Source organism: Halobacillus salinus (assembly GCF_004684905.1).
In the GTDB taxonomy this organism is placed as follows: Bacteria; Bacillota; Bacilli; order Bacillales; family Halobacillaceae; genus Halobacillus; species Halobacillus salinus.
In genome coordinates, this window is record NZ_SRJC01000001.1 from 519,435 (window position 1) to 544,941 (window position 25,507).

Sequence of the window (25,507 nt, forward strand, 5' to 3'; positions counted from 1 at the left end):
AGTTGATATATATGATCGATCATTACGATAGTTTTACTTACAATCTCGTCCAATACTTGGGCGAGATGGGGGAAGACGTGATTGTCAGACGGAATGACAAGATCGATTTTGAAGAGTTAGAGGAGCTGGATCCTGATTTGATATTCTTATCACCAGGACCATGCTCACCAGATGAGACAGGAGATACGTTGCGTGTCATTGAGGAATACAAAGAACAGAAGCCTATATTCGGAGTTTGTCTCGGCCATCAGGCTATCGCCCAAGTGTTCGGTGGCAAAGTCGTCCGGGCGGAGCAGCTGATGCATGGGAAAACGTCGAATGTGTTCCATGATGCGAGGGGAATCTTTAAAGGGTTACCCAACCCAATCGAAGCCATGCGCTATCATTCTCTCATCGTAGATTTGGATGGCCTGCCAGAGTGTTTTGAAGTAACGGCGGCGACAGTCGATGGGGAAATCATGGGGATCCGCCACCTTGAATTACCGATTGAAGGGGTGCAGTTCCACCCGGAATCGATCGGTACGAAGGATGGAAAGCAGTTAATCCAAAATATACTGAATAAGCGTGTCCAACCTCTGATTGGCGGAAGGGAGTAAGTGTCTTTTCAAGACATTTGCTCTTTTTTTTGAATATTTTTATAGGTATAAAGACCTGTTTTTGGGACAGATTCTGTCCCCTGTAAACGTTATTTTGTTGAAATTTCTAAAAATACAATCAAATTCTGGAGTAGGTGAAATTATAAGCCTGAGCAAGGGTGGAAAAAATATACTTATACAAAAATAGTACCTAAATCCTTTCATAATCATTGCTGAATAGGCATTTTTACAAGATTCGAATTTGTGTTACGGTAGAACACGTCGCAAATGAGAGCGATTTATCACATCGGCCGATGGATAAGAATACTCACCAAGAGAAACAAAACAAACTATCTAGGAGATGATGGATAAGTCATGGAATTGACACAGGATCCAACGCTGTTATGGTACATAGCTATCTATGGTGTTGTAATGGTCGGTATCGGTATATTTATGTCGAAGAAAGTTGCGGGTAGTGAAGACTTCGTACTCGCAGGAAAGAGTCTTGGCCCATTCGTATTGATGGGTACATTATTAGCAACATGGACAGGTAGTGGAAGTATTTCAGGCGGAGAAACATCGATGGCGTTCAGCTACGGAATTCTTCCTTCCTTGATGATGATGCTCCCAACGTTAATCGGTATTATCATTCTTTATGTCGTGGCACCAAAAATCCGCGAATATGGTAAATTCACGGTGTCCGGTATTTTGGAAGCGAAATACGGGCGCACATCCCGAAACATTGCGAGTGTTATTATCATCCTTGCCTATGTCGGCATTGTATCGTATCAAATGAAAGGCTTCGGATTCATTTTAAATCTTACGACGGGTATGAGCGTCCAGGCAGGAACCATGATTGGTGCAGGAATGATCATCTTCCTTGCAATGATCGGCGGACTTCGCTCCGTTTCCCAAACGGATGCAATTAGTGGTTTCCTTATGGTCGGTGGTTTGATCATCACTGTCCCTACCATTATTGCCGTAGCAGGAGGTTGGAGCGAAATTGTTGCCAATGTCCCGGAATCACACATGAGTGCAACGGGTGGACTTACAACAATCCAAATGATTGGATACTTGCTTCCTTCTCTATTCTTACTGCTAGGTGACCAAAACATGTACCAGCGTCTGGCGTCTTCTAAAGGTAATAAATCAGCCAAGCGCGCTCAACTAGGATGGTTGATTGCTATGCTATTCATTTCACCATCTATCTCAGTCATCGCGTTTGCATCCCGTTCCCTATTCCCGGACATCGACCCAGGAATGGCGTTGATGGCGACGACTGTTGCAATGCCTGTAGCTGTCGGTGGTATCTTGCTAGCCGCTGCTGCCTCATTCATTATCACGACAGGGAACTCGTATCTGCTTTCCGCAGCAACGAACTTAACGTATGACTTGTATGGTAAATACATCAACGAAGATGCTTCTGATAAGAAGCTTCTATCAATGACACGAATCTTCATCGTCGCACTAGGTGTATTCGCCTTTGTTATTATCAGTTATTTCCCAACAGTATTAAGTGTTCAAATGTATGCCTACACCGTTTATGGAGCAGGCTTAACACCAGCCGTACTCGCCGTATTCTTCTGGAAACGCGTAAATGCAATCGGTGGTGTATCTTCCATGATCGCTGGTGTCGTAGCGACGCTGACATGGGAAGTTATTTTACAGAAACCATTTGAAGTCAATAGTGTTGTCGTAGCCGTTCCGGTTGCGGTAATCGTCTTGATTGTGGGTACATTGTTAACGAGCAACAATAACTACCAAACACGTGAATCGACTTCTAACGCATAAATGTTAAAACTCCCCCTCTTAGCGATAGCTTTGAGGGGGTGATTATTTTGGAAGAAAAATACTTGAAATGGATTGTGAGATTCGTATATAATAGATTTTGTCGGAATAATTAAACATGGGGCATTAGCTCAGCTGGGAGAGCGCTACACTGGCAGTGTAGAGGTCAGCGGTTCGAGCCCGCTATGCTCCACTACCCAAAACCCTTGTAAATCAAGGGTTTTTCTTATGTGAAAGTTTTGGTTAAAGCTTCTTTATAAGCAACACGGCAATGACAAATACTTAAAGCAGCAACAAGTCTATTGTTGAGAGCTGGATCCCGCTACTCTCATATCTTTCCAAAAACGACACCTCCGTGTCGTTTTTTTTATTAGTCTAATATAATTAGTCCAATATACCAATTGTTGAAAAATCAGATAATTTAACGTAATTTCTCTACTTTTTTGTGATAAAGTAATAGTTGAAAAATGTGAAAGCGTTTGCACAATGTTTCTCGGATCTCAAATAAGGAAATAAAAGAAGGAGAGTGGTACATATGAGGAGGAAGAAACTAGTGGCGATTATGAGTAGTGTAGTCATGCTATCGTCCGTTTCACCAGCGACATCCATATCACTGGAGGGACAGGCAGTCGTGCATGCGGAAACGTCAGTGGAACATCCGATTCCTGAAGATCATGTGCGGATCCATTACAAACGATTGGACGCTCAGTATGAAGGGTGGGGGCTTCACTTGTGGAATCAGGACGGAGACGATCCCGCCATTGATTTCATCGTAGACTGGGGTGCGCCTATTGTATTTGATGAAACCAATGACTGGGGGACTTACGTTGATGTTCCAGTCGTCGATATCAAGAATGGCTTGAACTTCATCATTCATAAAGGGGACAACAAAGATACTCCAAATGACCGTAGCTTTCCAAGTACGGGTGCTAATGAATTTTGGATTGTCCAAGGAGATGAAGAGGTCTACACGGAAAAGCCGGAGATCAATATAGATATTTCATATGCAGAGCTTTCGAGTGAAAAGGTTATAAGTGCCTACTTGAGTCAGGTGGAGAATGTGACTAAAGACGACTTCGTAGTGAGGGATGAGACTGGAAATGTCGTCGGAATCGAAAGCGTGGATGTGGATGGTCAGGAAGTGAAACTGACTTTAGCACAAACGCTGGATGTCACGAAATCTTATACTGTTGCTTTTGAAGGAGCAGAGGAGGATGTCCAAATCGACTGGTCATTGCTCGATGACAAGTTCGCATACGACGGAGACGACCTTGGTGCCACCCTTCGTGAAGACGGATCTGCAGTACTGAAAGTCTGGTCGCCGACAGCGGAACAGGTATCTGTAGTTCTTTTTGATAAAGGCGATCAGTATAACGTCGTTAAAGAAGATATTCCGATGACCAAAGAAGACGGGGTCTGGAGAGTCGCGCTGAATGAATCGAATACTGGTTTAGAAGATTTGAAAGGTTACTACTATCAATACGAAATTAGGGATAATGGGGAAACGAAAAGAGCCCTAGACCCATATGCGAAGTCGATGGCCGCTTCCAGTGATAACGATGAGGACACGGTCGGTAAAGCAGCGATCGTGGATCCTTCTTCGATTGGACCGAAGCTCGACTTTGCCAAGATTAAAGGGTATGAGAAAAGGGAAGATGCAATCATTTGGGAAGCACACGTACGGGATATCACATCAGACCCTGATATAGAAACAGATGCTTCGTTCGGAACGTTTGATGCATTCGGAGAAAAGCTTGACTACTTGAAGGAGTTAGGGGTTACTCATGTACAGCTGCTTCCGGTAATGAAATACTATTTCGGAAATGAATTAGAGAATGACGTGCGTGAACTAGACTATTCCTCCTCAGGCAACAATTACAACTGGGGGTACGATCCGCACAGTTACTTCGCTTTGTCGGGCATGTACTCGGAACGTCCGCAGGATCCGGAAGCTCGCATTGCTGAATTCAAACAATTGATCAAAGAAATTCATAAACGGAAGATGGGGGTCGTTCTTGATGTCGTCTACAACCATACTGCCAAAGTAAGCATTCTCGAAGACCTAGTTCCAGATTACTATCATTTCATGGATGAGAAAGGACAGACTAAAACCGGTTACGGTGGTGGGAAAGTCGGAACCACTCATGAGATGTCCAGAAAGCTGATGGTGGATTCGATCAAGTATTGGGTAGATGAATTCAAGGTAGACGGATTCCGCTTCGATTTGATGGGCGATCTAGACGCTGAGAGCGTACAGAAAGCTTATGATGAGGCGAAGAAATTGAATCCTGATATTCTTATGCTTGGAGAAGGATGGAGGACATTTGTCGGAGATGGCAGTCCAGAGAACGAAGTGACACCAGCCGATCAAGATTGGATGGGAGACACCGATAGTGCTGCAGTGTTCTCAGACGAAATGCGTAACGAATTGAAATCAGGGTTTGGAAGTGAAGGTGAACCTCGCTTTATTACTGGTGGAGCGAGAGACATCGGAACCATTTTCGCAAACATTAAAGCCCAGCCTGGCAACGTCTCGGAGAATGATCCGGGTGATATCGTTCAGTATATTGCCGCTCATGATAACCTGACGCTTCACGACGTCATCGCACAGTCGATTCAAAAGGATCCTGCTTATCATGAGGAAGAGATCCAACGACGTATCCGAATCGGGAATGCGATGGTAATGCTCAGTCAAGGCGTTTCTTTCCTACATGCCGGACAGGAGTATGGTCGTACGAAGCAATGGAAGGGAGACGGGGTACCAGAAGCTAAGTTCACTTATATGGTCGATGAAAACGGTGAACCGTTTGAACACCCTTACTTCATTCATGATTCCTATGATTCCTCAGACATCATTAATAAGTTTGACTGGGATAAAGTGACGCAAGACGGAATCCATAAACAGACGATGGAATACACGAAAGGTCTTATCGATTTGAAAAGGTCGACCGACGCGTTTTCTCTAGGGTCCGAGGAATTGGTGAACGAGAACGTTACACTGACCGACGCCCCTGAGATACAACCTACGGACTTACTAATCGGATACAAAGCCGTAACAAAGGATGAGAAGTATTCGTATTACGTCCTGATCAACGCAGACAATCAGGAGCGGACGATGACGTTAGAAGAACCTATGAAGAAAGGCAGAGTGCTTGTTGACAGAGAACAGGCCGGTACGAAGAAAATTAAGAATCCGTCAGGTGTGACTGTCGAAAAGGAACACGTCACACTTGCTCCGTTAACAACTGCTGTTATTAAAGTGAAGAATAAGTAAGTAGTTGAACTCCCTCCAACATTGGAGGGAGTTTTTCTTTTGACAGTATCGTCTGATTGTTGTTTGAAACAAGAAAAATAAGGAAATAGAATGTCTATTAACTTGAAATGGAGAGGTGTACTCAATCATGGCGAAAAGAAAAGTGAAAAACAGATGGCTCATTGCTTTATGTGCCGTCGGCATTCATATTTCCATTGGTTCGGTTTACGCATGGAGTAATTTCACAACACCATTAAGTGATGAATTCGGATGGTCAGCAAGTCAGGTCCAGTTGACCTTCAGCCTGGCTATTTTGTTTCTAGGTTTATCGGCAGCATTTCTTGGTTGGTTTGTCGAGAAATACGGACCAAGGGTTGCGGGGATCACCGCTGCCATTTTCTTCGGAATAGGAGTAGCGGGGTCTGGCATTGCTGTCAATGTCGGCTCGCTCTGGTTACTTTATGTGTTCTATGGAGTATTAGGCGGAATCGGTCTCGGGGTAGGGTATATCGCTCCCGTTTCCACGTTGGTCAAGTGGTTCCCTGATAAACGTGGACTGGCGACAGGAATGGCAATTATGGGGTTCGGATTTGCAGCAGCCATTGCGAGTCCTGTCATGGATTACTTGATCAGTAGTGCCGGAATTGCAGCAACCTTCTATACCCTTGGCATCAGCTACTTCATTATCATGATCTTGTCTTCCTTGTATATTTCCCGTCCGCCAGAGGGCTGGAAACCAGACGGCTACAATCCGGAAGAGAGCGAAGACAGTGAATCTCAAGATTTAGCGCAGTTGACTGCTAAAGAATCATTGAAGACGAGGCGTTTCTATTATCTCTGGATCATGTTGTTTATAAATGTTACGTGTGGAATTGCGGTCATCTCAGCAGCGAAGCCACTTGCAGAAGGAAGTATCGGGATGTCCACCGCAGCGGCTGCAACACTAGTTGGAATCATGGGGATCTTCAATGGTGCCGGTCGTATAGGATGGGCGAGTGCATCCGATTTCCTCGGACGTGGAAACACGTACTTAACCTTCTTCGTTTTGCAAATCATTTTGTTTGTTGTCGTTCCATTTACGTCACAAGCATGGATCTTCGTAGCTGCACTCGCTATCATTTACACATGTTATGGAGGCGGGTTCGCGACGATGCCTGCGTTCATTGGTGACTTATTTGGTACGAAAGAGCTCGGTGCAATCCACGGCTACATTTTGACAGCATGGGCAGCAGCCGGTCTCGTTGGTCCTCTCTTCTCCGCTTGGATGGAGGATACAACCGGCAGTTACGAAAACAGCTTGATCTATTTTGCTGGGATGTTTGTGATTGCCTTGGTGGTATCCATATTGACGAAAATGGATGAAAAGCAGAAGCGGGAGAAATTGAAGCAAAGCAAGAGTGCGTGAAGAGTTTCTTTTATTGATTATCGTTTTAGATGCTTATCAGCAGGGAAGTTTAGTATATATAATCGTGGGGAGGAGTGTTGGAGTTGTTTTTTACAGGAACTAAACTATCCGACCTCTCTAAGGCTTCCGTAATCACCATTCTTGGTGGATTCATATCTATTGGATTAGCGTTTTATTTTTTCGTAGAATTAGCGGGCGAAGTATTAGAAGAGGAAAAATTCGCAGTCGATAAATGGGCGACCGATGTAGTCATGGCTATCCGAACAGGAGGACTGGGTACCTTCTTCGGATGGGTGACAGAGCTCGGTTCGGTAAGGTGGATCGTCATCGCATCCATCATTCTTGCAATTTATTTGCTACTATCATCTTTGTTCAGTCGATGGGTGTTGGTCTATTTTGCAGTAAATATGCTTGGAATCAGTGCTCTGACTAAGGTGCTGAAGGTATCTTTCGAACGGAGTCGTCCGGAAGTACTGGCTGAATATGACGGAACAGGATTCAGTTTTCCTAGTGGTCACTCGACGGGAGCCATCACGTACTACGGCTTTCTGATTTATCTTGTCGTCTCAAGTTCGCTGTCCAAACAGTGGAAATGGGGTCTGAACCTTTTCCTTGGTTTAGTTATTCTGCTAATCGGAATCAGCAGGGTCTACCTAGGGGTTCACTACCTGACAGATATCGCGGCTGGCTTTACGTTTGGCCTAGCCTGGCTGCTTGTTTGTATATCAGCGCTAGAAGTGACGCTTTGGAATCAGCGTCGCAGGCAAAAAGGAGGAAAATGATATGTTATACATTCTAGTAATCTTTCTACCACCACTTGCAGTATTGTTCACTGGTAAACCGTTCAAAGCATTGCTGAATCTCGTTTTGACACTCTTGTTTTACGTACCGGGGGCGGTTCACGCTGCGGTGGTCGTAAAAGGTCATTATGATGAGAAAAAGCGAGGGGCCTGAATCACGGCCTCTCGCTTTTTTTATACACCTCGTTTATTTCCCCACACAAGGGCGTGTACTTGAGGGAGGACACGAACCCGATTTAGCTTCTCAGAAGCGACGACTTGGTCGATCAACCATTCATATTGATCGAGTAAGTGGCTTGCTAAGTTAGCAGGCTGATTTTCCTCTAGATCATCGTTTCCGACTTGCAAGAAGAAGGGCACATCCGGGTATCGTTCGTGTACTTCTTCTGCATATCCGAGGTCTTCCTCGTTAAAAATGACAACCTTCAAACTGGTGTGGCGGTCTCTACCATTCTCTTTAAGACGAGCAATGATCTCATCCAGTACGAGCCAGTTGGTGTTCATCTTCGAACTAGGAGGTTTCGGGGAAATTGTCAAGTCATCGATGTCCGTAAACCAATCCTGCCAGCGACTTCCTTGGGTTTCTAGTGCTACCTCAATACCTCTTTGGTGGAGTGGATCTATCAATTCGCCCAAGTTCTTGAGTAGAGCAGGATTTCCGCCAGAGATGGTAACGTGGTCGAACTGCTGACCTCCGATAGAGAGAAGTCGTTCGATAATCTCGTCTGCTGTCAGTCGCTCGATGTCTTCTTTGGCAGAACCATCCCATGTGAAGGCGGAGTCGCACCATGCACAGCTGTAATCACAGCCGGCAGTACGGACGAACATCGTTTTGCGACCGACTACCATTCCCTCCCCTTGGATGGTCGGGCCGAACACTTCTAGTACCGGGAATTTATTCATTCGTCATCCACTCCCGTCTTACTTCAGCAAAACTAGTCGGAGTTTCATACAACTTCACGAATTCTACACGGCAGATTTGAGGATGTCCTTTGAGTGCTTCTTCCATCTTCTCATAAATCCAAACGACCATATTTTCAGCCGTCGTATTCATATTCGGGAGTGTGTCGTTCAAATAGCGATGGTCGAGGTGGACTTCAATCTGCTCTTTCCAAATTTCCTTGATGTCACCGAAGTCCATGACAATACCGATCTCATCTACGAAGCCACTGATTCCGAAAATCACTTTGTATGTGTGGCCGTGCAGGTTCTTACACTTTCCTTCGTAACAGTGCAAGTGGTGGGCTGCGTCGAATGTGAATTCTTTGCTGACCATCACGCGCTTCTGGTGGTACTTCAATTCTTCCCGTTTGATGTCTTGGTCGATCTTCTGCAAGTTCTCAACGATAGTGAAACCGAACATTATTGGCTCTCTCCTTTTTGTGCAAGATAAGTGTCTAAGCCGTTTTTACGCAAGTGGCAGGCAGGACACTCCCCACAACCATCACCACGAACGCCGTTGTAGCAAGTCAAGGTCTTCGTTCTTACATAGTCGAAGGCACCCAGCTCATCTGCCATACCCCACGTTTCTGCTTTGTCCAACCACATCAATGGAGTGTGTACGACGAATTCATCGTCCATAGAAAGATTCAAGGTGACATTGAGAGATTTGACGAAAACATCGCGACAATCTGGGTATCCACTAAAGTCCGTTTCACAGACTCCTGTAACGACGTGCTTTGCACCGATTTGACGAGCAAGAATCGTCGCAAAGGACAAGAATAATAGATTACGTCCAGGGACAAACGTGGAAGGGAGCTCTCCGTCTTCACCGTCTTTGACCTCGATATCGTCACGTGTAAGTGCGTTTGGTGCTAGCTGGTTTAAAAGTGACATATCCAGCACGTGGTGCGTTACTTGTTGATCCTCGGCAATTTCTTTCGCTACTTCAACCTCTGCTTTGTGGCGCTGATCGTAATCGAATGTCACCACTTCTACATGAGCGAATTTCTGCATTGCCCAGAATAGACAAGTGGTGCTATCTTGACCGCCGCTGAATACCACGACGGCTTTTTGATTTGTTTCCATAAAAAAAATTCTCCTTTCATAATCGAAAAAGAGAATTCTACTCACCCAAAAACATAAAAAAAACCATACCTAAGGTAAGGTATCGTTCCATCCTTAGTTTTTTATAGAGGGTGTAGCTAGAACCTCTCCCGCACTGTAAAGCGGACTTTTATTTAATTTGACTATTCCATAGTGTAACACGTCACAAAAGGAAAAGGAATAGAAAAGTGAGGTGGTGGGAGCGGGAAACGATAAATAAGTAAACTTTGTGAAACAATTCACAAATAAGTGTCTTAACACCACCTTTTTCCATTATAATAGAAGTATAGATTGGTAAGAGGGGTGATGGTATGAACTTTGTACAAACGATGACGGCGCTGATGCCTGTTCTTGCTGTATTGATCCTATTAGTGATGCTGCGCTTACCTGCTGTGAAGGCGATGCCTATTAGTCTACTTGTAGTTGCTCTGCTTGCAGTAATGGTGTGGAAGGTTCCTGTCATACGAGTAGTGGCTGCGTCTATAGAAGGTCTCATGATTGCGGTTTCTATTCTATGGATTGTATTCGGGGCTATTCTTCTATTGAATACTTTGAAGAACAGCGGGGCCCTTGAGACCATCCGGACCGGTTTTTCAGAGATTTCTACTGACCGGCGAGTACAGGTCATTATCATTGCCTGGTTATTCGGTTCTTTCATTGAGGGTGCTGCGGGCTTTGGGACACCTGCGGCGATTGCAGCTCCGCTCTTATTAACACTCGGATTTCCTGCACTTGCAGCTGTTTCTTTAGCTTTGATCGCTGATAGCAGTGCTGTATCATTCGGGGCAGTCGGAACACCTCTGATTGTCGGTGTCGATCAAGGATTGAGACAAGGGGCGGACCTTGCTGCACCTGTCCAACAGGCGCTGGAAGGACAGACGATGGGTGACTATATTCAAGGGGTAGCTCAATCTGCTGTGATGATGGATCTATTCATTGGTACTTGGATTCCGCTTATTCTTGTCGTCATGTTGACCAAGATATTCGGAGAAAACCGTTCTTTTAAAGAAGGGCTCGAAGTCTGGAAGTTTGCTTTGTTTGCGGGTCTGAGTTTTACGGTACCCGCCTTCGTGGTCGCTACATTCTTCGGACCGGAGTTCCCTTCCATCATCGGTGGTCTTGTGGGCTTGGCGATTGTAGTACCAGCTGCAAGGAAAGGATTCCTTTTACCTGAGAAAGCTTGGGATTTTCCGAAAAGAGAGAAAGAACAAGGAGCAGAGGAAGCGGTTTCGATGGTGGAGCGTATGCCATTGTATAAAGCGTGGATTCCCTATATTCTTGTTGCTCTTTTGCTTGTTGTCACTCGTTTAGAGATACTGCCGTTCAAACAGTTGTTGCGCTCTTTGAAAGTGCAGTGGAATGACATTCTAGGAACAGGGATATCTACATCGTTTGAACCGCTCTATTTACCTGGCAGTCTATTTGTTGTTGCTATTATCATTACCATCTTTTATCACAAGATGAATGGAGAAGAAGTGAAAAAGACACTTTCAACCTCTGCTTCTTCTATGCTTGGAAGTATCGTCGCTCTAGGTACAGCTGTACCGATGGTGCGCATCTTCATCAACTCTGGTGTGAACGGAGCCGATTTGTTAAGTATGCCGATGGAACTTGCTGTTCTAGTTTCTGATGCAGTCGGCGGAGCCTGGCCCTTGGTTGCACCGATCATTGGGGCGCTTGGTTCTTTCATTTCCGGCAGTGCGACGTTCAGTAACATGATGTTCTCTCTGTTTCAATTTAGTGCAGCAGACCAAATCGGGATATCAGAACAATCTGTCGTCGCCCTTCAGGTTCTTGGCTCCAATGCAGGAAACATGGTATGTATTCTAAATGTCGTTGCAGCGGCATCCGTCGTCAACCTTGTAGGGAAAGAAGGAGAAATTATACGGATCACGATGATTCCTATGCTGTTCTACGTACTCCTAACAGGGGGAATTGGAATATTGTTTCTATATGTGATGTAACCTGAGAAGAGGGAGGAACAACCTTCCTCTTCTTAAGTTTAAAGCTTTGAGACTTTTTTGAATTTATCCGTTGACATCTTGCATCTCGCATGTATAATTATAAATATCAAATAATAAATATACATTCACAGACGAAGAGAGTACGATCGCGATTGATCCTTCAGCGAATCAGGGGTGGTGGGAGCCTGATGATCAAGCCTTCGGAAACGCACTTCTGAGATGTTCGGTGAAAGTAAGTAGCCTGAACCGGGAGCACCCGTTATCAGTTTCAAGTTGGTCTTTGATTTTCATAGACAATGAGAGTGGCACCGCGGATATTTAAATGACGAATCCGTCTCTCCCTAATTAGGGGAAGAGACGGATTTTTTTGTACCAATAAAAAGGAGGCAGTTAAACATGACAAAGCCAAAGGTAGTACTAGCATATTCAGGTGGATTAGATACATCGATTTCAGTGAAATGGATTCAAGAGAAATATGGATATGATGTCATCGCATTAGGGTTAGACGTAGGAGAAGGGAAGGATCTTGAGAAGATTCGTCAGAAAGCGCTCGACGTTGGCGCAATCAAAGCGATCATGATCAATGCGAAAGAGCTTTTGGCAGAGGAGTATTTGATGCCTGCCTTGAAAGCGAACGCTCTATATGAAGGGAAGTATCCATTATCTTCTGCTCTATCTAGACCACTGATTTCGAAGCTGCTTGTTGAGGTGGCGGAGCAGGAAGGAGCAGTCGCAGTTGCGCACGGCTGCACAGGAAAAGGAAACGACCAAGTACGTTTTGAAGTGTCCATTCAGGCGCTCAATCCGGACCTTGAAGTCATCGCTCCTGTACGGGAATGGGGCATGAACCGTGATGAACAACTTATCTATGCAGAGGAAAAAGGGATTCCTGTCCCCGTTAACAAAGAGAATCCTTTCTCCATCGACGCCAATATTTGGGGACGTGCCTGTGAAGCGGGTGTGTTAGAGGATCCATGGCAGGAAGCTCCTGAAGCAGCTTATGCTTGGACGAATCCGATCGAAGACACACCGGACACTCCGGAGACGATCGAGATTGATTTCGAGCAAGGGAAGCCTGTCGGGCTCAATGGTAAAAAGATGGAGCTTGTACCACTGATCGAATACTTAAATGAGCTCGGCGGAAAACATGGTGTCGGAAGAATCGACCATACAGAGAATCGTCTCGTCGGTATCAAATCAAGAGAAGTGTATGAGAATCCTGCAGCGATGATTTTGATCAACGCACACAAGGAATTGGAGTTTTTGACTCTTACAAGAGAAGTTTCCCAATATAAAGTGAACGTGGATCAACAGTTGTCTAAGGTCATTTACGATGGTCTATGGTATTCTCCACTGCAGCCCGCACTATCTGCGTTTGTTGATTCTACGCAACAAGTCGTAACAGGTACGGTGAAGGTGAAACTGTTCAAAGGTCACCACAATGTCATCGGGAAGAAGTCACCAGTCAGCCTTTATAATGAAGAACTGTCTACGTATTCCAAAGGGGACGCGTTCGACCATGATGCGGCAGTAGGTTTCATCAAGCTTTGGGGGCTTCCAACGAAGGTTCACGCAGATGTCCACAAGAACGAGCCAAAGGTGAAAGTCCATGACTAAGTTATGGGGAGGCCGTTTTACTAAACCAACCAATAAATTAGTAGAAGAATATACGGCTTCGATCGGTTTCGATCAAAAGCTGGCCTTGCAGGATATCAAGGGGAGTCTCGCCCACGTAAGCATGCTGGGCGAGTGCGGTATCCTTTCCTTCGACGAAGTGAAGACAATTACGAATGGACTTCACACAATCGAGAAGAAAATCGTGAATGGAGAAGCAGAATTCAACGTTTCCGATGAAGATATCCATATGAATATCGAACGTATGCTGATCGAAGAAATCGGACCTGTCGGAGGGAAACTTCATACAGGTAGAAGCAGGAACGACCAAGTGGCAACAGATATGCACTTATATATGAAGGAAAAAACGGAAGTGTTCATCCAACAAGTAGAGGACGTTCAGACAGCACTTATGAAACAGGCCGAGCAGCATGTGGAGACCATCATTCCGGGTTACACACACCTGCAGCGTGCTCAGCCGATTTCGTTCGCTCATCACTTACTCGCATACTTTTGGATGTTCGAGCGAGACAAACAACGTCTCGAGGATAGCTTGAAGCGAATCAATTGGTCACCACTTGGTGCCGCAGCATTAGCTGGTACTCCCTATCCAATTAACCGCAAAATGACATCTGATGCTCTCGGATTCGATCAACCTTATCCAAATTCCCTTGATGCCGTAAGCGACCGGGATTTCATCCTTGAATTTCTATCGATTTCTTCTATATTAATTACACACATCTCGAGACTGTCTGAAGAACTTATCCTATGGAGCAGTCAGGAGTTCGACTTTATTGAACTGGATGATGCTTTCTGCACAGGATCGAGTATCATGCCACAGAAGAAGAATCCGGATGTTCCTGAATTGCTCAGAGGAAAAACAGGAAGAATCTACGGGAACTTAATGGGGCTTCTTACGTTGCTGAAAGGCTTACCACTTGCGTATAACAAAGATATGCAGGAGGACAAAGAGGGCATGTTCGATACCTCAGAAACCCTGGATGGAGCTTTATCTCTATTAGCTCCAATGATCGAAACGATGGAAGTCAAATCGGAAAACACGAGAGAAGCGGTCAACCAAGACTATTCGAACGCGACAGACATTGCCGATTATCTAGCCATCAAAGGTTTACCGTTCCGTCAGGCACATGAAATCATTGGTAGAATCGTTTTGTATGCCATTCAACAAAATAAATATTTGCTGGATCTCTCTTTGGAGGAATATCAAGATTTCTCTCCATTATTCGAGAAGGATATTTACAAGAAGTTGGCTCCGGATCAAGTCGTTGCTGCCCGTAATAGTGAGGGTGGTACGGGATTCGAGCAAGTGCAGAACCAGCTGAAGCTAGCTAAGCAAACGCTCGGATGACCTCCGGGCGTTTGTTCTGTAAGAGCATCTCTCTCTTTCATTTCTGTTCATCAACACAGGACTCCGATACTTTTGAAAACGTTTGAAAAATACTGAGCAGGTTATTATAAGTAAAACGAAGCTATTGAGGAGGCAGAATGATGACGAAACACATTGAAGCTTTTTTCGAGACGGAGAATGATGCAGAAAGCGCAAAAGCCGATTTGCAAGAGTTAGGCATTGAAAAGGAACTGGTTGAGCCGATCCCTGAGGAGGCAGATGTCCTGCCGATCGTTCCTGTTGCAGGTTCAACGAACGTAGGTGGAGCGGGAATCAGTTATGATAATATCGTGCACCCCGGCCAAGATGACACGGGCAAGAAGCATCTCACGCACGTATTACACTTTTACTTGAGTGATGAACATTTTGATCGGGCCATTGAAAAGATCGGGAAGCACAGTGGTCACATGAATGAGAAGCATCTATAAAAAAACGGCCTCGTTTAGAGGCCGTTTTTACATATATAAGCTGGCTAGGAATATGCCAATTGTCTCCTGATATATCTCATCAAATTGACTGAGAGGAAGAGGGTTAACACCACGCCCGAGTTCTACCGTGAATCCAGGTTTTCTATACACTTGGATGAACCAGTCTTTGTATCCCGCAAAGCTGTAGACGTTTTTGATTGGCTGATACCCACTGACTCGCTCGAATTCATTGACGATGACCAGTGATTCAGGGGGCTCTAAGCCTTCATAACCCCAGTAAATCACTTCCCCTTGTGTATGAAAAGCTAGCATTTTATTGAACTGCCGTGCTTGTGCAAGTTCTGCCATTGCGATGGCCTCTGGTTCAGTAAGTGGTTCATAACCTGGGAAGTCACGAGGAGATGGCTCTTTTGGCTTTCGTTCTTGTTCAATTTCCCAATTAGCAGGATACTGATTATTCAAGTCAACTCCGCGTATATTCGCTTTCCATCCGGAGAAGTCTGTGTTCCCTTTGTTAATTTCTAAGGCAAGGTCTCCAAATGGTCCAGCAGGAGGCCCATCCACGACGAGGTCCACACCATCCGGGTCAACCATCGGCACGATGGATAGTGTCACCTGGTCGTAGTAAGGATTCACGTCCAGACCACGTATCGTCTCTTTATTCGTCAAAGCAAGTAAGTAATCATTTAAAAACTGCATGATTACAGCCGTTGTAATCCACTCATTTGCATGGAAAGATCCATTCCAGTGGACGACTTTCGTCCCTTTTCCAATCTGTAGTTCAATCAAGTCTTTTCCCATTACACTGTTTCCGATTGTTTCCGTGCGTACAAAAGGATAAAGTTGAAGTAAACCATCCAGGTCAAATTGGAGAACCGTGGAATCGTAGTTTTGGTTCCCATTAACAATCCGTTCCGTGACTCGGCTGGGAATCTGAATCATGGCTCCGATGGGAAGCTGTTGTGGGTTAACTGTTTGATTTAATAGAGCGAGCGAATCCATAGCAATCCGCCGATCACTTGCGATTTTCCAAAAGGTGTCACCCGCTTCTATAGTGTAGGGTTCGCTGCGATAGGCGGGAATCCGGATTGTCTGCCCAATCTGCAACTGCGAAGGATTCACTCCGGGGTTGGAATCTATAATGAATTTCAGCGGGACATTGAACAATTGGGAATAGTACCATATCGAATCGCCGCTTCTTACTTGTACGTCCACTCGCAAAACCTCCTTGCTGTACTTAGTAATATATATGGAAAGAATGGAACATCAATGATAGGAAATCATGTACAATACTAGGAGAACGATTATAGGAAGTAGGGAATAACATGACATCATTTGAACAACTAGGAATAACACAAGACGTAATAAAGCGATTGAAAAATCAAGGCATCACTTCGCCGACTCCGATCCAAGAAGAAACTATTCCGCTGATCAGGGAAGGGAACGATATAGTTGCAGAGGCACAGACAGGAACAGGGAAGACGTATGCTTTTCTGTTACCTATATTAGAAAAGATCGATCCATCCAAGCCAGTCTTACAAGCGCTTATCGTGGCACCAACAAGAGAACTCGCGTTGCAGGTGACAAAAGAAGTCGAGAAGATGAAAGAGGACCAAGTCCAGACGTTGGCGGTATATGGCGGCCAAGATGTAATGAAACAAGCGAAGAAGTTGGATGGACAGGCTCACATCGTGGTAGCGACACCAGGGCGACTGCTCGATCATATGGCACGCGAAACCATTTCTTTAGAACGTGTAGAAACGGTCGTGCTTGATGAAGCAGATCAAATGTTAGAAGTCGGTTTCTTGCCAGATGTCAAAAAAATCATGAAAGCTGTGCCGTCAGAGAGACAGACGCTTCTATTCTCTGCAACCATAACCAAACAGGTGCAGTCACTGGCGAAAATGATGTTGAAGGAACCGAAGCGTGTAAAAGTGGAAGCAGAGCAAGTGACGCTGACAAACATCAAACAGCTCTTATATGAAACGACGGACCGCGCCAAGCAAGAGACATTGCTCTCGATTATGAGAGAGCACCGACCGTTCTTAGCCGTTATCTTCTGTCGTACGAAGCGTCGTGCGAGTAAATTGAATGGCATACTGAAACGGGAAGGTTACGAATCAGATGAACTGCACGGCGACCTATCCCAGTCCAAACGAGAGAAAGTGATGCAGCGCTTCCGTGATGCGAAGATCCAATACTTGGTTGCGACAGATGTCGCCGCTAGGGGTCTTGATGTAGAGGGAGTTACGCATGTGTTCAATTATGATATTCCCGGGGATCCCGAGAGTTATATCCACCGGATCGGTAGGACCGGACGTGCAGGAGGGAAAGGGCTTGCGATTACCTTCTCCACTTCGAAAGATCGCCAGGCGTTAAGGGAAATAGAAAAAACGATCGACCAGCCCCTTAACCGCCGTTCTTTGGACCATCTTTCCCCTAAGAAAGAAAGAGAAGAATAAGAATTTGAGAAAAGGCCGAGGAGTATCATACTCCTCGGCCTTTATGATTTTAAGCTTCCTTGAAAAAAGGCACCCAAAATAGAAACATTGTCGAGCGGTATGAAATATGATATTCTAACAGCATAATCCCTAGTTATCTGATAGGGATTATAAATATTAAGGAGTGGAAGATAGATGGGAGTAGAATTCATCGACCTGTTCGATCAATGGGCGAGCTCTTACGATGACACGGTAGCGGGGAAGGACCCGGAATATAAAGAGGTTTTTGAAGGGTACGAGGAAATGTTGCAGCAATTAGCTGACCTATCGATCTCACCTGTTATGGAATTCGGTGTCGGAACAGCTAATTTAACGAGGAAGATGGTCGACCAAAACAAAGTCGTAATCGGAATTGAACCCTCGAATGGAATGAGGCGTATTGCGATCGTCAAGTGTCCGGAAGCGGCTATATACGAAGGGGATTTCCTCAAATATCCTCCCTTGCAGACACCTATTCGATCCATTGTAAGCTCTTTTGCTTTTCATCATTTAAATAAACAGGAAAAAGCACAGGCTATCGAAAAGTTTCATCTTCAACTCGAGCCTGGTGGCGAAGTGACCTTTGTGGATACCCTTTTCCGCGATGCAGAACATAAGCAACAGCTCATCGAGAAGGCGGAGAAAGAAGGTTTCCACAATTTAGCGAAAGATTTGCAGGAAGAATACTACCCTTATCTCGAAGAAATACAAGAGGCGTTTTTACATCAAGGTTTTGAGGTATCTGTGAAACAGCTCAACCAATACGCTTGGCTCATCCAGGCGAAAAAAGGAGAATGATGTATGACACAAATGAACGTTGAAAGTTTTAACTTGGACCACACGAAAGTCAAAGCTCCCTATGTACGCCTTGTTGGAGTAACAGAAGGAGATAACGGAGACAAGATTTATAAATACGACCTCCGCATCAAGCAACCGAATAAAGAGCATATGGAAATGCCTGCTCTCCATTCACTAGAACACTTAATGGCAGAAAACAGTCGTAATCACCACGACCGCATCATCGACATTGGTCCAATGGGATGCCAAACGGGCTTCTATATCGCTGTCCTCAATGATGATAGTTATGATAATATTCTCGAAGTGATTGAGAAAACATTGAACGATGTATTGGAAGCAGAAGAAGTGCCTGCTTGCAATGAAGTACAATGCGGATTTGCTGCCAGCCATAGCTTGGAAGGGGCTCAAGAGCTTGCTCGTGAACTATTGAGTAAACGTAATGAATGGACGGAAGTCTTCTAAATAAGAAGGGTGAGAAGAAGATGGGTTTTGTTAAGGATGTACAGTCTTTAATTGGTAAGACACCTATGATTGAATTGACCCATTCCGTCATCCCGAATCAAGCACGCATATTTGCAAAGCTGGAATTTATGAACCCAGGCGGCAGTATAAAAGACCGCCTGGGTTTAAAGCTGATTGATGATGCAGAAACTCGTGGAAAGCTGAAACCGGGTGGGACAATTGTAGAGGCGACCGCCGGAAACACAGGAATCGGTGTGGCGCTCGCTGCTATCGGAAAAGGGTACCGAGTGGTTTTCGTAACCCCGGAGAAGTTCAGTCAAGAAAAGCAGACGTTGATGCGTGCTTTAGGAGCAGAGGTGATCAACACCCCGACAGAGAAGGGGATGAAAGGGGCCATTGAACGGGCGGCGGAGTACTGTAAGGAAATGCCGGGGACGTTCAGTTTGGAGCAGTTTCATAATCAGGCAAACCCAGATACTTATTATGAAACGCTTGGTCCGGAAATCTATGCAGATATGGACGGGGATGTTGACGTTTTTCTTGCTGGAGCAGGCACTGGCGGCACATTCATGGGCACAGCCCGATATTTGAAAGAGAAGAACCCTTCTATTAAGACTTCGATTGTTGAGCCAGAAGGGTCCGTTCTGAACGGAGGTCCGTCCGGTCCACACAAGACGGAAGGAATCGGTATGGAATTTCTGCCTTTCTATATGGATAAGAAATATTTTGATGCGATCCACACTATAACGGATGAAATTGCCTTCCAGCGGGTGAGAGAACTCGCACTGACGGAAGGGTTGCTAGTAGCGAGTTCTTCAGGGGCGGCTTTTGAAGCGGCCTTACGAGAAGCGGAACAATCGAAGCCTGGAACGAAAATTGTAACGATATTTCCAGATAGTAGTGAGCGATATTTAAGCCAAGGGATTTATGACGAGGAGTGAAATAGATATGAGGAAGAAAACACAATTAATTCACGGTGGAATCAGTGGAGATGACAAAACAGGTGCCGTTAGTGTCCCGATCTACCAAGTAAGCACCTATGCACAAGACGGTGTAGGCAAGCACAGAGGATACGAATATTCCAGAACCGGTAATCCGACTCGTTTTGCTCTCGAGGAATTGATCAAAGATTTAGAAGGTGGCTATCGAGGGTTTGCTTTCGGGTCAGGAATGGCTGCTATTACAGCTGTTTTAATGACGTTCAATCAAGGGGATCATATTATTTTTACGGATGATGTTTACGGCGGTACCTACCGTTTAGTAAATAACGTAATCACCCGCTTCGGGTTGGAAGCAAGTTTTATCGACACAAGTGATCCGGCTAATGTGGAGAAAGCAGTTCAGGATAATACAAAAGCTATATATGTGGAAACACCTACGAACCCGCTTTTGAAAATCACCGACTTAACAGAAGTATCTAAGTTGGCAAAGCAACGTGACCTGAAGCTGATTGTCGACAATACGTTCAGTACGCCATATTGGCAAAACCCAATTGAATTCGGTGCTGATATCGTCCTGCATAGTGCAACAAAATACCTTGGAGGACATAGTGACGTTGTCGCGGGTCTCGTCGTTGTGAACTCAGAACAATTAGCCGATGATGTACACTTTGTATTGAACTCCTCAGGAGGGATCTTAGGACCTCAGGATTCATGGTTGTTAATGAGAGGAATCAAGACGCTTGGAATCAGAATGGAAGAGATTGAAGACAATACGAGACAGTTTGTCGAATTCCTTGAAGGATTACCAGAAGTAACTAACATTTATTATCCTGGTCTTGATGCTCACAAAGGTCACGATGTACATCAGAAACAAGCAAGAGGAAATGGCGGAATGATTTCCTTTGATGTTGGAAGTGGAGAGAAAGCAGATCAAGTATTGCGGAACGTAAACTATTTCACCTTAGCGGAGAGTTTGGGTGCTGTAGAAAGTTTAATCTCTGTTCCAGCAATGATGACTCATGCTTCCATTCCTTCAGAACGCCGCCTGGAACTTGGAATCACGGACGGTCTTGTCAGAGTGTCCATCGGTCTTGAAGATATCGAAGATCTAAAAGAGGATTTCCTGCAAGCCCTACGTAAATAAGAGAAGAAACACTCCTTACGGGAGTGTTTTTTTCTTGTGGTTTCCTCCTGTATAGAGCGACCTTGGTAAGGCAGACTAAGAAAAAACAGGAGGCAAAGCATGGATTATAAACATTACCAAAAGCAGTTGGAAGAGCGTAAATATGAAATTGAAACCCGGTTGATGGAAAACGATAAATTCGGTCTGAATAGAGGATTTGCCAGTGATATGGCATCCGGTGAACTTTCTCAATATGACAACCACCCTGCCGATTCTGGTACAGAACTATATGATCGTGAGAAAGATATTGCACTTCTAGGACACCTACGGGAAGAGCTCTCTGATATTCAATATTCCCTAAAACAGATGGAGAAGGGGACGTACGGTGTTTGCGAAGAAACAGGACAACCTATTCCCGAAGATCGCTTGGAAGCATTACCTACAGCAAGAACGATCGCACATCAGTCGCCTAACCAAGATATTTCAACCGATCGACCAGTCGAAGAAGATGTGATCCATTCGATGGAAAGTGCATATGGGGAGAGCAGTGCGGATCCTGATTACAATGAACAAGACGCATATGAGCAAGTAGCGAAATTCAATCAATCGAGTATGACATATGATGGGTCCTCGAATATAGAGAGTGAGGACGGAGTAGGATATGTAGAGGAGTACGAGTCCTTTGTCTCCACTGATATGGAAGGGATTACTGGACCAGACAGCGTACACTTCGAGCGGAATGTACACTATGATAAATACATGGACGAAGAAGATCCAAACGCATAACGATCGATCTATTATAATTCTAAAAAAAGAGATCCTCAAATGAGGATCTCTTTTCCTGTTGTTGATAAAGTATGCAGACCGGTTCTGTTACATTAATAAGAGGACCGTATGGTGGAAAATGGGGCGCTTTCCGCGGCGGACGCCGAGCCTCCTCGGGCTAGCCCTGTGGGGTCTCGCCGTTGTCCGTGCATCCCGCAGGAGTCGCCCCATTTTCCACCACACTACATGAGGGTTTGTTGGGAACAGAACCTAGCAATAATGTTACCCTATCAAGTTTCACCATAGTATTGCAATGAGTCGAAGAGGTTCATGCTTTTTATAAAAAAGGTGTGGGAGAAACAATGAGACTCCTGCGGGAGCATAGTACTGGGTGAGACCCCGCAACGACCGAAGGGAGTGAGAAGGCTCAGCGGACGCCCGCGGAAAGCGAATTGTTTCTCCAACACCGCCTCTCACGCTCAAGAACCGACAGTTTTCCCGGCATATTGAAGAAGGGGTCCTCACACGAGGACCCCTTCTTTTTAATAACCGACTTCTATTGCTGCGTTGACAATGTACATGAGGTCGTTTTTATCGTGTTTTTCCTCTAGGAAGATCCCGCTGGACGTTAGCATGCCGCCGTCCATCACTTCTATATGGACCTCACCGTAAGGAATTGCCTTCCTAACTTCGTCGTGGTCCAGTTTCTCCTTATCACAAGGCAGGGCCAATTTCACATTGATTTTCATATTGTCTAAAGACTGTTCCGGCAATACAGTTCTTATGCCAGGCATTGAATTCGTATGAATGGCATTCTTAATAGCTCGAACAGTCGCTTTCGTAATGTCTTGTCCATGGACATCTGTGCCCATACCTGTCTGAATGAACATTAATTGTTCCATTATCTCTCCACTCCTTTCGACATTATTTTATCATAGAAGGCGATTAACCCTGTAAGAATAGGCAACTGAAAAGTTTTTCGAATATTGTTGACACATCTTTCCGTATGTCTGTATAATCTAAAACTATAGTTATAAAGCATACTAATTTGATAGGAATTATAAACATAAGGGTGAGCGGATTTGTTTTTACAGGTGAAAGGTGTCGGAAAGGCATTCGATAATGACTTCGAAGTCTTCTCTGATCTTGATTTATCCATACAAGAAAACCAATTTGTTTCGTTGTTAGGACCTTCTGGATGTGGTAAGTCCACACTGTTATCTATGGTGGCTGGCCTTGAGTCTGTCACAGAGGGGACCATTGAACTCGATCAGCAGCAAATTACAAAGGCCGGACCAGACAGGGGAATGGTCTTTCAACAGCCTTCCTTATTTCCGTGGCTGAACGTGAAAGAGAATGTCATGTTCCCTTTAAAGAAGAAGAAGGGTGCAGAGGAGTTGGCTGAACACTTTTTGAAGATGGTTCATTTGAGCCGCTTCCAAGAAAGTTACACGCATGAGCTTTCCGGCGGAATGCAACAGCGTGTCGCCATTGCGCGTGCACTTGCAATGGATCCCAAGGTACTCCTTATGGATGAACCATTCGGTGCACTAGATGAGCAGACTCGTCATATTCTGCACGAAGAGCTGATGAAGATTTGGCAGGAGACCCAGAAAACGATTCTATTTGTCACGCACAGTATTCAAGAAGCAATTAAACTTTCCGACCGCGTTGTCGTGATGGGAACTCGTCCTGGGAGAATTATCGCAGACTTTAACATCGACTTGCCAAGGCCAAGACAGAGAGATGATGAAGAAGTGATCGCACTAGAGAAGAAAGTGATGAATCTTCTTGAGGGAGAAATTAATAAAGTGTTGAAGGAAGAGCTTAGTCATGAAAGTGTTTAGTAAACGCGTCCTATTTCTACTGGCTGTTATGGGAATCTGGCAATTAGTTTATGTCTCCAACGTGTTTCCGGAAATCGCCTTTCCTTCGCTCGTAACGGTTTTCCAATCTCTCTATAACGGATTTGCGGACGGTGATTTGCTCAAAGCCCTCGGAGCAAGTTTCAAACACCTGTTAGTTGGATTATCGCTTGCTCTTTTGATTGGAACAGCGGTCGGAGTGCTACTAGGAAAGTCGAGGCAGGCGGATGAAACGGCTGGGATGTATTTGATTGCACTGCAAAGTATCCCGAGTATTGTTTGGGTTCCGTTATCGATATTGATTTTTGGTTTTACAGAGTTTGCTGTGGTATTTGTTGTTGCGCTAGGCGGAACGTTCGTCATGGCATTAAACGTAAGGTCTGCTATTCATAATGTTCCTCCTCAATTGGTGAGAGCAGCAAGAACGATGGGGACGAACGGTCTGCAGTTGTTCTATCGCGTGGAAATCCCATCGAGCGTCCCGTACTTCATGTCTGGAGTGCGTCTTGCATGGGCGTTCAGTTGGCGTGCCCTGATGGCTGGGGAGTTTCTGAGTAACGGTCCAGGGCTTGGCTACTCATTAAGGTTTGCACAGGATTATGCCAAGATGGATCAAGTCATCGGTATTATTATCATTATTGGAGTTATCGGAGCTGTCGTCGACCAACTCGTTTTCTCTAAATTAGAGCGGAACGTGATGAGACGATGGGGATTACTTAAATCTTAAAATAAGGGGAGATGGAATTATATGAAAAAATTATGGTTGGCACTTGGGATACTTGCTGTAACGGTGCTTGCGGCGTGTGGCAGTAACACAGGTGGTGCTGAAGAAGCTGGCGATGAAATTACAATCGGTTATTTTCCTAACATTAACCACGTTGCCGGCATGGTGGCAGAGGAGAAGGATCTGTATTCTGAAACGTTACCAGATGGAACGAAAGTCAATTATCAATACTTTCCGGATGGTTCATCCTTCATGACGGCTATTGAAACTGGTGACATACAAGGTGGATTAGTGGGACCTGGTCCTGCCATGAACCACTTTACTTCAGGAGCCGAAATTAATGTTGTTGCAGCGGGATCTACTGGTGGAACCGTCATTATGGCAAGGAACGGCGCAGACATTTCATCACCAGAAGATATGGCAGGAAAGACATTCATTTCTCCTCGTGTTGGCTGTACTCATGATGTTCAGTTCGAAACCTTGATGAAACAGGAATACGGCATTACATCGGACCGTGTAGATGGAGAGATGAAACACGTTACAGGAAAACCCGCGACTTACGCAAGTCTTTTCGAAGCTGGAAAAGTAGACGTAGCGACTGTGCCAGAACCATGGGCTTCCTCTATTGAAGCAGAAGGTAATGGCAATGTGTTGATCGATACTCCGGATGTTGCATATGGTGAAACACTACCTGCTGCTGTATTCGTCACTTCTCATGATCTTGTAGAAAACAATCCTGAAATGGTTCAGAACATTGTCGACGCTCACAAGAATGCGACAGACTTCATTCAAGAAAATCCTGAAGAAGCAAAAGAAATTGCCATTAAGAAAATAAAAGAAATCACTGACCAGGAACTTTCTGAAGAAGTTATCGATAATGCGTGGGAGCGTATAGATTTCACGTATGAAGTGGATGAAAAACACCTTCAAGACTTCGCTAACTCTTCTTATGACCTAGGCTTCCTCGAAGAGAAGCCGGACCTGACTGGTCTAGTCGATCTATCGTTCTTAAACGAATAAATTGCCATTAGAAAAGGCACGGGATGATTCCCGTGCCTTTTCTTACAT

At 45.0% G+C, this 25,507-nt stretch carries 24 protein-coding genes, 1 tRNA gene, 1 riboswitch and 1 other annotated feature; of the genes, 20 read left to right on the plus strand and 5 right to left on the minus strand.

Features of this window, described 5'->3' with window-relative positions; translation table 11 throughout:
- Positions 1-2: 2 nt before the first annotated feature.
- The 7 genes from E4663_RS02935 (at position 3) to E4663_RS02965 (ending at position 7,975) form a co-directional block, all read left to right on the plus strand.
- Entirely contained in the window at positions 3-596 is a 594-nt protein-coding gene (locus E4663_RS02935; RefSeq protein WP_135326636.1) for an anthranilate synthase component II, read from the plus strand.
- A 354-nt stretch (positions 597-950) separates the two neighbouring features.
- The gene (locus E4663_RS02940) at positions 951-2,366 is read left to right on the plus strand and encodes a sodium:solute symporter family protein (protein WP_079479339.1); all 1,416 of its coding nucleotides are present in this window, start codon (positions 951-953) and stop codon (positions 2,364-2,366) included.
- A gap of 117 nt (positions 2,367-2,483) precedes the next feature.
- A tRNA-Ala gene (locus E4663_RS02945) sits at positions 2,484-2,556 on the plus strand.
- A gap of 342 nt (positions 2,557-2,898) precedes the next feature.
- Positions 2,899-5,637, plus strand: a complete 2,739-nt coding sequence (locus tag E4663_RS02950; protein WP_241657097.1) for a pullulanase — start codon at positions 2,899-2,901, stop codon at positions 5,635-5,637.
- Between the two features lie 127 nt (positions 5,638-5,764).
- Positions 5,765-7,021, plus strand: a complete 1,257-nt coding sequence (locus E4663_RS02955) for an L-lactate MFS transporter (RefSeq protein WP_135326637.1) — start codon at positions 5,765-5,767, stop codon at positions 7,019-7,021.
- Between the two features lie 83 nt (positions 7,022-7,104).
- On the plus strand, positions 7,105-7,803 hold the full coding sequence (locus tag E4663_RS02960; RefSeq protein WP_135326638.1) for a phosphatase PAP2 family protein: 699 nt from the start codon (positions 7,105-7,107) through the stop codon (positions 7,801-7,803).
- Position 7,804: 1 nt separating this feature from the next.
- A complete protein-coding gene (locus E4663_RS02965; protein WP_079479347.1) occupies positions 7,805-7,975 on the plus strand; it encodes a YqaE/Pmp3 family membrane protein in 171 nt (56 codons plus the stop codon).
- A 20-nt stretch (positions 7,976-7,995) separates the two neighbouring features.
- Here the strand turns inward: E4663_RS02965 and queE are convergent, their stop codons facing one another.
- Genes queE through queC form a run of 3 tightly spaced genes read right to left on the minus strand, consistent with a single transcriptional unit; the run spans position 7,996 to position 9,849 of the window.
- Entirely contained in the window at positions 7,996-8,724 is a 729-nt protein-coding gene (gene queE / locus E4663_RS02970; protein ID WP_079479348.1) for a 7-carboxy-7-deazaguanine synthase QueE, read from the minus strand.
- Positions 8,717-9,184, minus strand: coding sequence for a 6-carboxytetrahydropterin synthase QueD (gene queD, locus E4663_RS02975; RefSeq protein ID WP_079479349.1), 468 nt, complete (start codon positions 9,182-9,184; stop codon positions 8,717-8,719). The genes queE and queD overlap by 8 nt, the downstream gene beginning before the upstream one ends.
- Entirely contained in the window at positions 9,184-9,849 is a 666-nt protein-coding gene (queC, locus tag E4663_RS02980) for a 7-cyano-7-deazaguanine synthase QueC (protein WP_135326639.1), read from the minus strand. Before queC ends, queD begins: the two co-directional genes overlap by 1 nt.
- Positions 9,850-9,936: 87 nt before the next feature.
- A riboswitch (PreQ1 riboswitch) is annotated at positions 9,937-9,981 on the minus strand.
- A 197-nt stretch (positions 9,982-10,178) separates the two neighbouring features.
- Here queC and E4663_RS02985 point away from each other — a divergent pair.
- From E4663_RS02985 to E4663_RS03000, 4 genes are all read left to right on the plus strand, one after another.
- A complete protein-coding gene (locus E4663_RS02985; protein ID WP_135326640.1) occupies positions 10,179-11,831 on the plus strand; it encodes an L-lactate permease in 1,653 nt (550 codons plus the stop codon).
- Between the two features lie 119 nt (positions 11,832-11,950).
- Positions 11,951-12,173: a binding site (T-box leader), on the plus strand.
- Positions 12,174-12,227: 54 nt separating this feature from the next.
- A complete protein-coding gene (locus E4663_RS02990; protein ID WP_135326641.1) occupies positions 12,228-13,448 on the plus strand; it encodes an argininosuccinate synthase in 1,221 nt (406 codons plus the stop codon).
- Entirely contained in the window at positions 13,441-14,814 is a 1,374-nt protein-coding gene (gene argH, locus E4663_RS02995) for an argininosuccinate lyase (protein ID WP_135326642.1), read from the plus strand. The genes E4663_RS02990 and argH overlap by 8 nt, the downstream gene beginning before the upstream one ends.
- A 140-nt stretch (positions 14,815-14,954) precedes the next feature.
- On the plus strand, positions 14,955-15,281 hold the full coding sequence (locus E4663_RS03000; RefSeq protein WP_135326643.1) for a hypothetical protein: 327 nt from the start codon (positions 14,955-14,957) through the stop codon (positions 15,279-15,281).
- Positions 15,282-15,308: 27 nt separating this feature from the next.
- On the opposite strand, the gene E4663_RS03005 is transcribed toward E4663_RS03000, so the two are convergent.
- The gene (locus E4663_RS03005) at positions 15,309-16,496 is read right to left on the minus strand and encodes a M14 family metallopeptidase (protein WP_135326644.1); all 1,188 of its coding nucleotides are present in this window, start codon (positions 16,494-16,496) and stop codon (positions 15,309-15,311) included.
- A 110-nt stretch (positions 16,497-16,606) separates the two neighbouring features.
- Here E4663_RS03005 and E4663_RS03010 point away from each other — a divergent pair, with 110 nt between their 5' ends.
- The 6 genes from E4663_RS03010 (at position 16,607) to E4663_RS03035 (ending at position 21,871) form a co-directional block, all read left to right on the plus strand.
- A complete protein-coding gene (locus E4663_RS03010) occupies positions 16,607-17,743 on the plus strand; it encodes a DEAD/DEAH box helicase (protein WP_135326645.1) in 1,137 nt (378 codons plus the stop codon).
- Between the two features lie 174 nt (positions 17,744-17,917).
- Entirely contained in the window at positions 17,918-18,559 is a 642-nt protein-coding gene (locus E4663_RS03015; RefSeq protein ID WP_079479357.1) for a class I SAM-dependent DNA methyltransferase, read from the plus strand.
- 3 nt (positions 18,560-18,562) lie between these two features.
- On the plus strand, positions 18,563-19,021 hold the full coding sequence (locus E4663_RS03020; protein WP_135326646.1) for an S-ribosylhomocysteine lyase: 459 nt from the start codon (positions 18,563-18,565) through the stop codon (positions 19,019-19,021).
- A gap of 20 nt (positions 19,022-19,041) precedes the next feature.
- Complete coding sequence (locus E4663_RS03025; protein WP_079479359.1) at positions 19,042-19,962, plus strand: PLP-dependent cysteine synthase family protein; 921 nt, start codon at positions 19,042-19,044, stop codon at positions 19,960-19,962.
- A 7-nt stretch (positions 19,963-19,969) separates the two neighbouring features.
- The gene (locus tag E4663_RS03030) at positions 19,970-21,106 is read left to right on the plus strand and encodes a bifunctional cystathionine gamma-lyase/homocysteine desulfhydrase (RefSeq protein ID WP_135326647.1); all 1,137 of its coding nucleotides are present in this window, start codon (positions 19,970-19,972) and stop codon (positions 21,104-21,106) included.
- A gap of 99 nt (positions 21,107-21,205) precedes the next feature.
- Positions 21,206-21,871, plus strand: coding sequence for a TraR/DksA C4-type zinc finger protein (locus tag E4663_RS03035; RefSeq protein WP_135326648.1), 666 nt, complete (start codon positions 21,206-21,208; stop codon positions 21,869-21,871).
- A gap of 521 nt (positions 21,872-22,392) precedes the next feature.
- On the opposite strand, the gene E4663_RS03040 is transcribed toward E4663_RS03035, so the two are convergent.
- Positions 22,393-22,752: a Lin0512 family protein gene (locus E4663_RS03040; protein ID WP_079479362.1), complete on the minus strand. Its 360-nt coding sequence runs from the start codon at positions 22,750-22,752 to the stop codon at positions 22,393-22,395.
- Positions 22,753-22,932: 180 nt separating this feature from the next.
- Here E4663_RS03040 and E4663_RS03045 point away from each other — a divergent pair, with 180 nt between their 5' ends.
- The 3 genes from E4663_RS03045 to E4663_RS03055 are packed head-to-tail and all read left to right on the plus strand — an operon-like array spanning position 22,933 to position 25,459.
- Positions 22,933-23,697, plus strand: a complete 765-nt coding sequence (locus E4663_RS03045) for an ABC transporter ATP-binding protein (protein ID WP_135326649.1) — start codon at positions 22,933-22,935, stop codon at positions 23,695-23,697.
- Positions 23,684-24,442 carry an ABC transporter permease gene (locus E4663_RS03050; protein WP_079479364.1) on the plus strand — a complete coding sequence of 253 codons (759 nt, stop codon included), beginning with the start codon at positions 23,684-23,686 and terminating at the stop codon, positions 24,440-24,442. Before E4663_RS03045 ends, E4663_RS03050 begins: the two co-directional genes overlap by 14 nt.
- Before the next feature lie 21 nt (positions 24,443-24,463).
- A complete protein-coding gene (locus tag E4663_RS03055; RefSeq protein WP_135326650.1) occupies positions 24,464-25,459 on the plus strand; it encodes an ABC transporter substrate-binding protein in 996 nt (331 codons plus the stop codon).
- Positions 25,460-25,507 lie beyond the last annotated feature (48 nt).

Bases quoted from the DNA above. Each gene is read 5' to 3' on its own strand.
- E4663_RS03010 (WP_135326645.1), top strand. From the start codon at position 16,607: ATGACATCATTTGAACAACTAGGAATAACACAAGACGTAATAAAGCGA.
- E4663_RS03025 (WP_079479359.1), top strand. From the start codon at position 19,042: ATGGGTTTTGTTAAGGATGTACAGTCTTTAATTGGTAAGACACCTATG.
- argH (WP_135326642.1), top strand. From the start codon at position 13,441: ATGACTAAGTTATGGGGAGGCCGTTTTACTAAACCAACCAATAAATTA.
- E4663_RS02940 (WP_079479339.1), top strand. From the start codon at position 951: ATGGAATTGACACAGGATCCAACGCTGTTATGGTACATAGCTATCTAT.
- queC (WP_135326639.1), bottom strand. From the start codon at position 9,849: ATGGAAACAAATCAAAAAGCCGTCGTGGTATTCAGCGGCGGTCAAGAT.
- E4663_RS02950 (WP_241657097.1), top strand. From the start codon at position 2,899: ATGAGGAGGAAGAAACTAGTGGCGATTATGAGTAGTGTAGTCATGCTA.
- E4663_RS02965 (WP_079479347.1), top strand. From the start codon at position 7,805: ATGTTATACATTCTAGTAATCTTTCTACCACCACTTGCAGTATTGTTC.
- E4663_RS03050 (WP_079479364.1), top strand. From the start codon at position 23,684: ATGAAAGTGTTTAGTAAACGCGTCCTATTTCTACTGGCTGTTATGGGA.
- E4663_RS03015 (WP_079479357.1), top strand. From the start codon at position 17,918: ATGGGAGTAGAATTCATCGACCTGTTCGATCAATGGGCGAGCTCTTAC.
- E4663_RS03000 (WP_135326643.1), top strand. From the start codon at position 14,955: ATGACGAAACACATTGAAGCTTTTTTCGAGACGGAGAATGATGCAGAA.
- E4663_RS03035 (WP_135326648.1), top strand. From the start codon at position 21,206: ATGGATTATAAACATTACCAAAAGCAGTTGGAAGAGCGTAAATATGAA.
- queD (WP_079479349.1), bottom strand. From the start codon at position 9,184: ATGTTCGGTTTCACTATCGTTGAGAACTTGCAGAAGATCGACCAAGAC.
- E4663_RS03030 (WP_135326647.1), top strand. From the start codon at position 19,970: ATGAGGAAGAAAACACAATTAATTCACGGTGGAATCAGTGGAGATGAC.
- E4663_RS03055 (WP_135326650.1), top strand. From the start codon at position 24,464: ATGAAAAAATTATGGTTGGCACTTGGGATACTTGCTGTAACGGTGCTT.
- E4663_RS03020 (WP_135326646.1), top strand. From the start codon at position 18,563: ATGACACAAATGAACGTTGAAAGTTTTAACTTGGACCACACGAAAGTC.
- queE (WP_079479348.1), bottom strand. From the start codon at position 8,724: ATGAATAAATTCCCGGTACTAGAAGTGTTCGGCCCGACCATCCAAGGG.
- E4663_RS02955 (WP_135326637.1), top strand. From the start codon at position 5,765: ATGGCGAAAAGAAAAGTGAAAAACAGATGGCTCATTGCTTTATGTGCC.
- E4663_RS02985 (WP_135326640.1), top strand. From the start codon at position 10,179: ATGAACTTTGTACAAACGATGACGGCGCTGATGCCTGTTCTTGCTGTA.
- E4663_RS03040 (WP_079479362.1), bottom strand. From the start codon at position 22,752: ATGGAACAATTAATGTTCATTCAGACAGGTATGGGCACAGATGTCCAT.
- E4663_RS02990 (WP_135326641.1), top strand. From the start codon at position 12,228: ATGACAAAGCCAAAGGTAGTACTAGCATATTCAGGTGGATTAGATACA.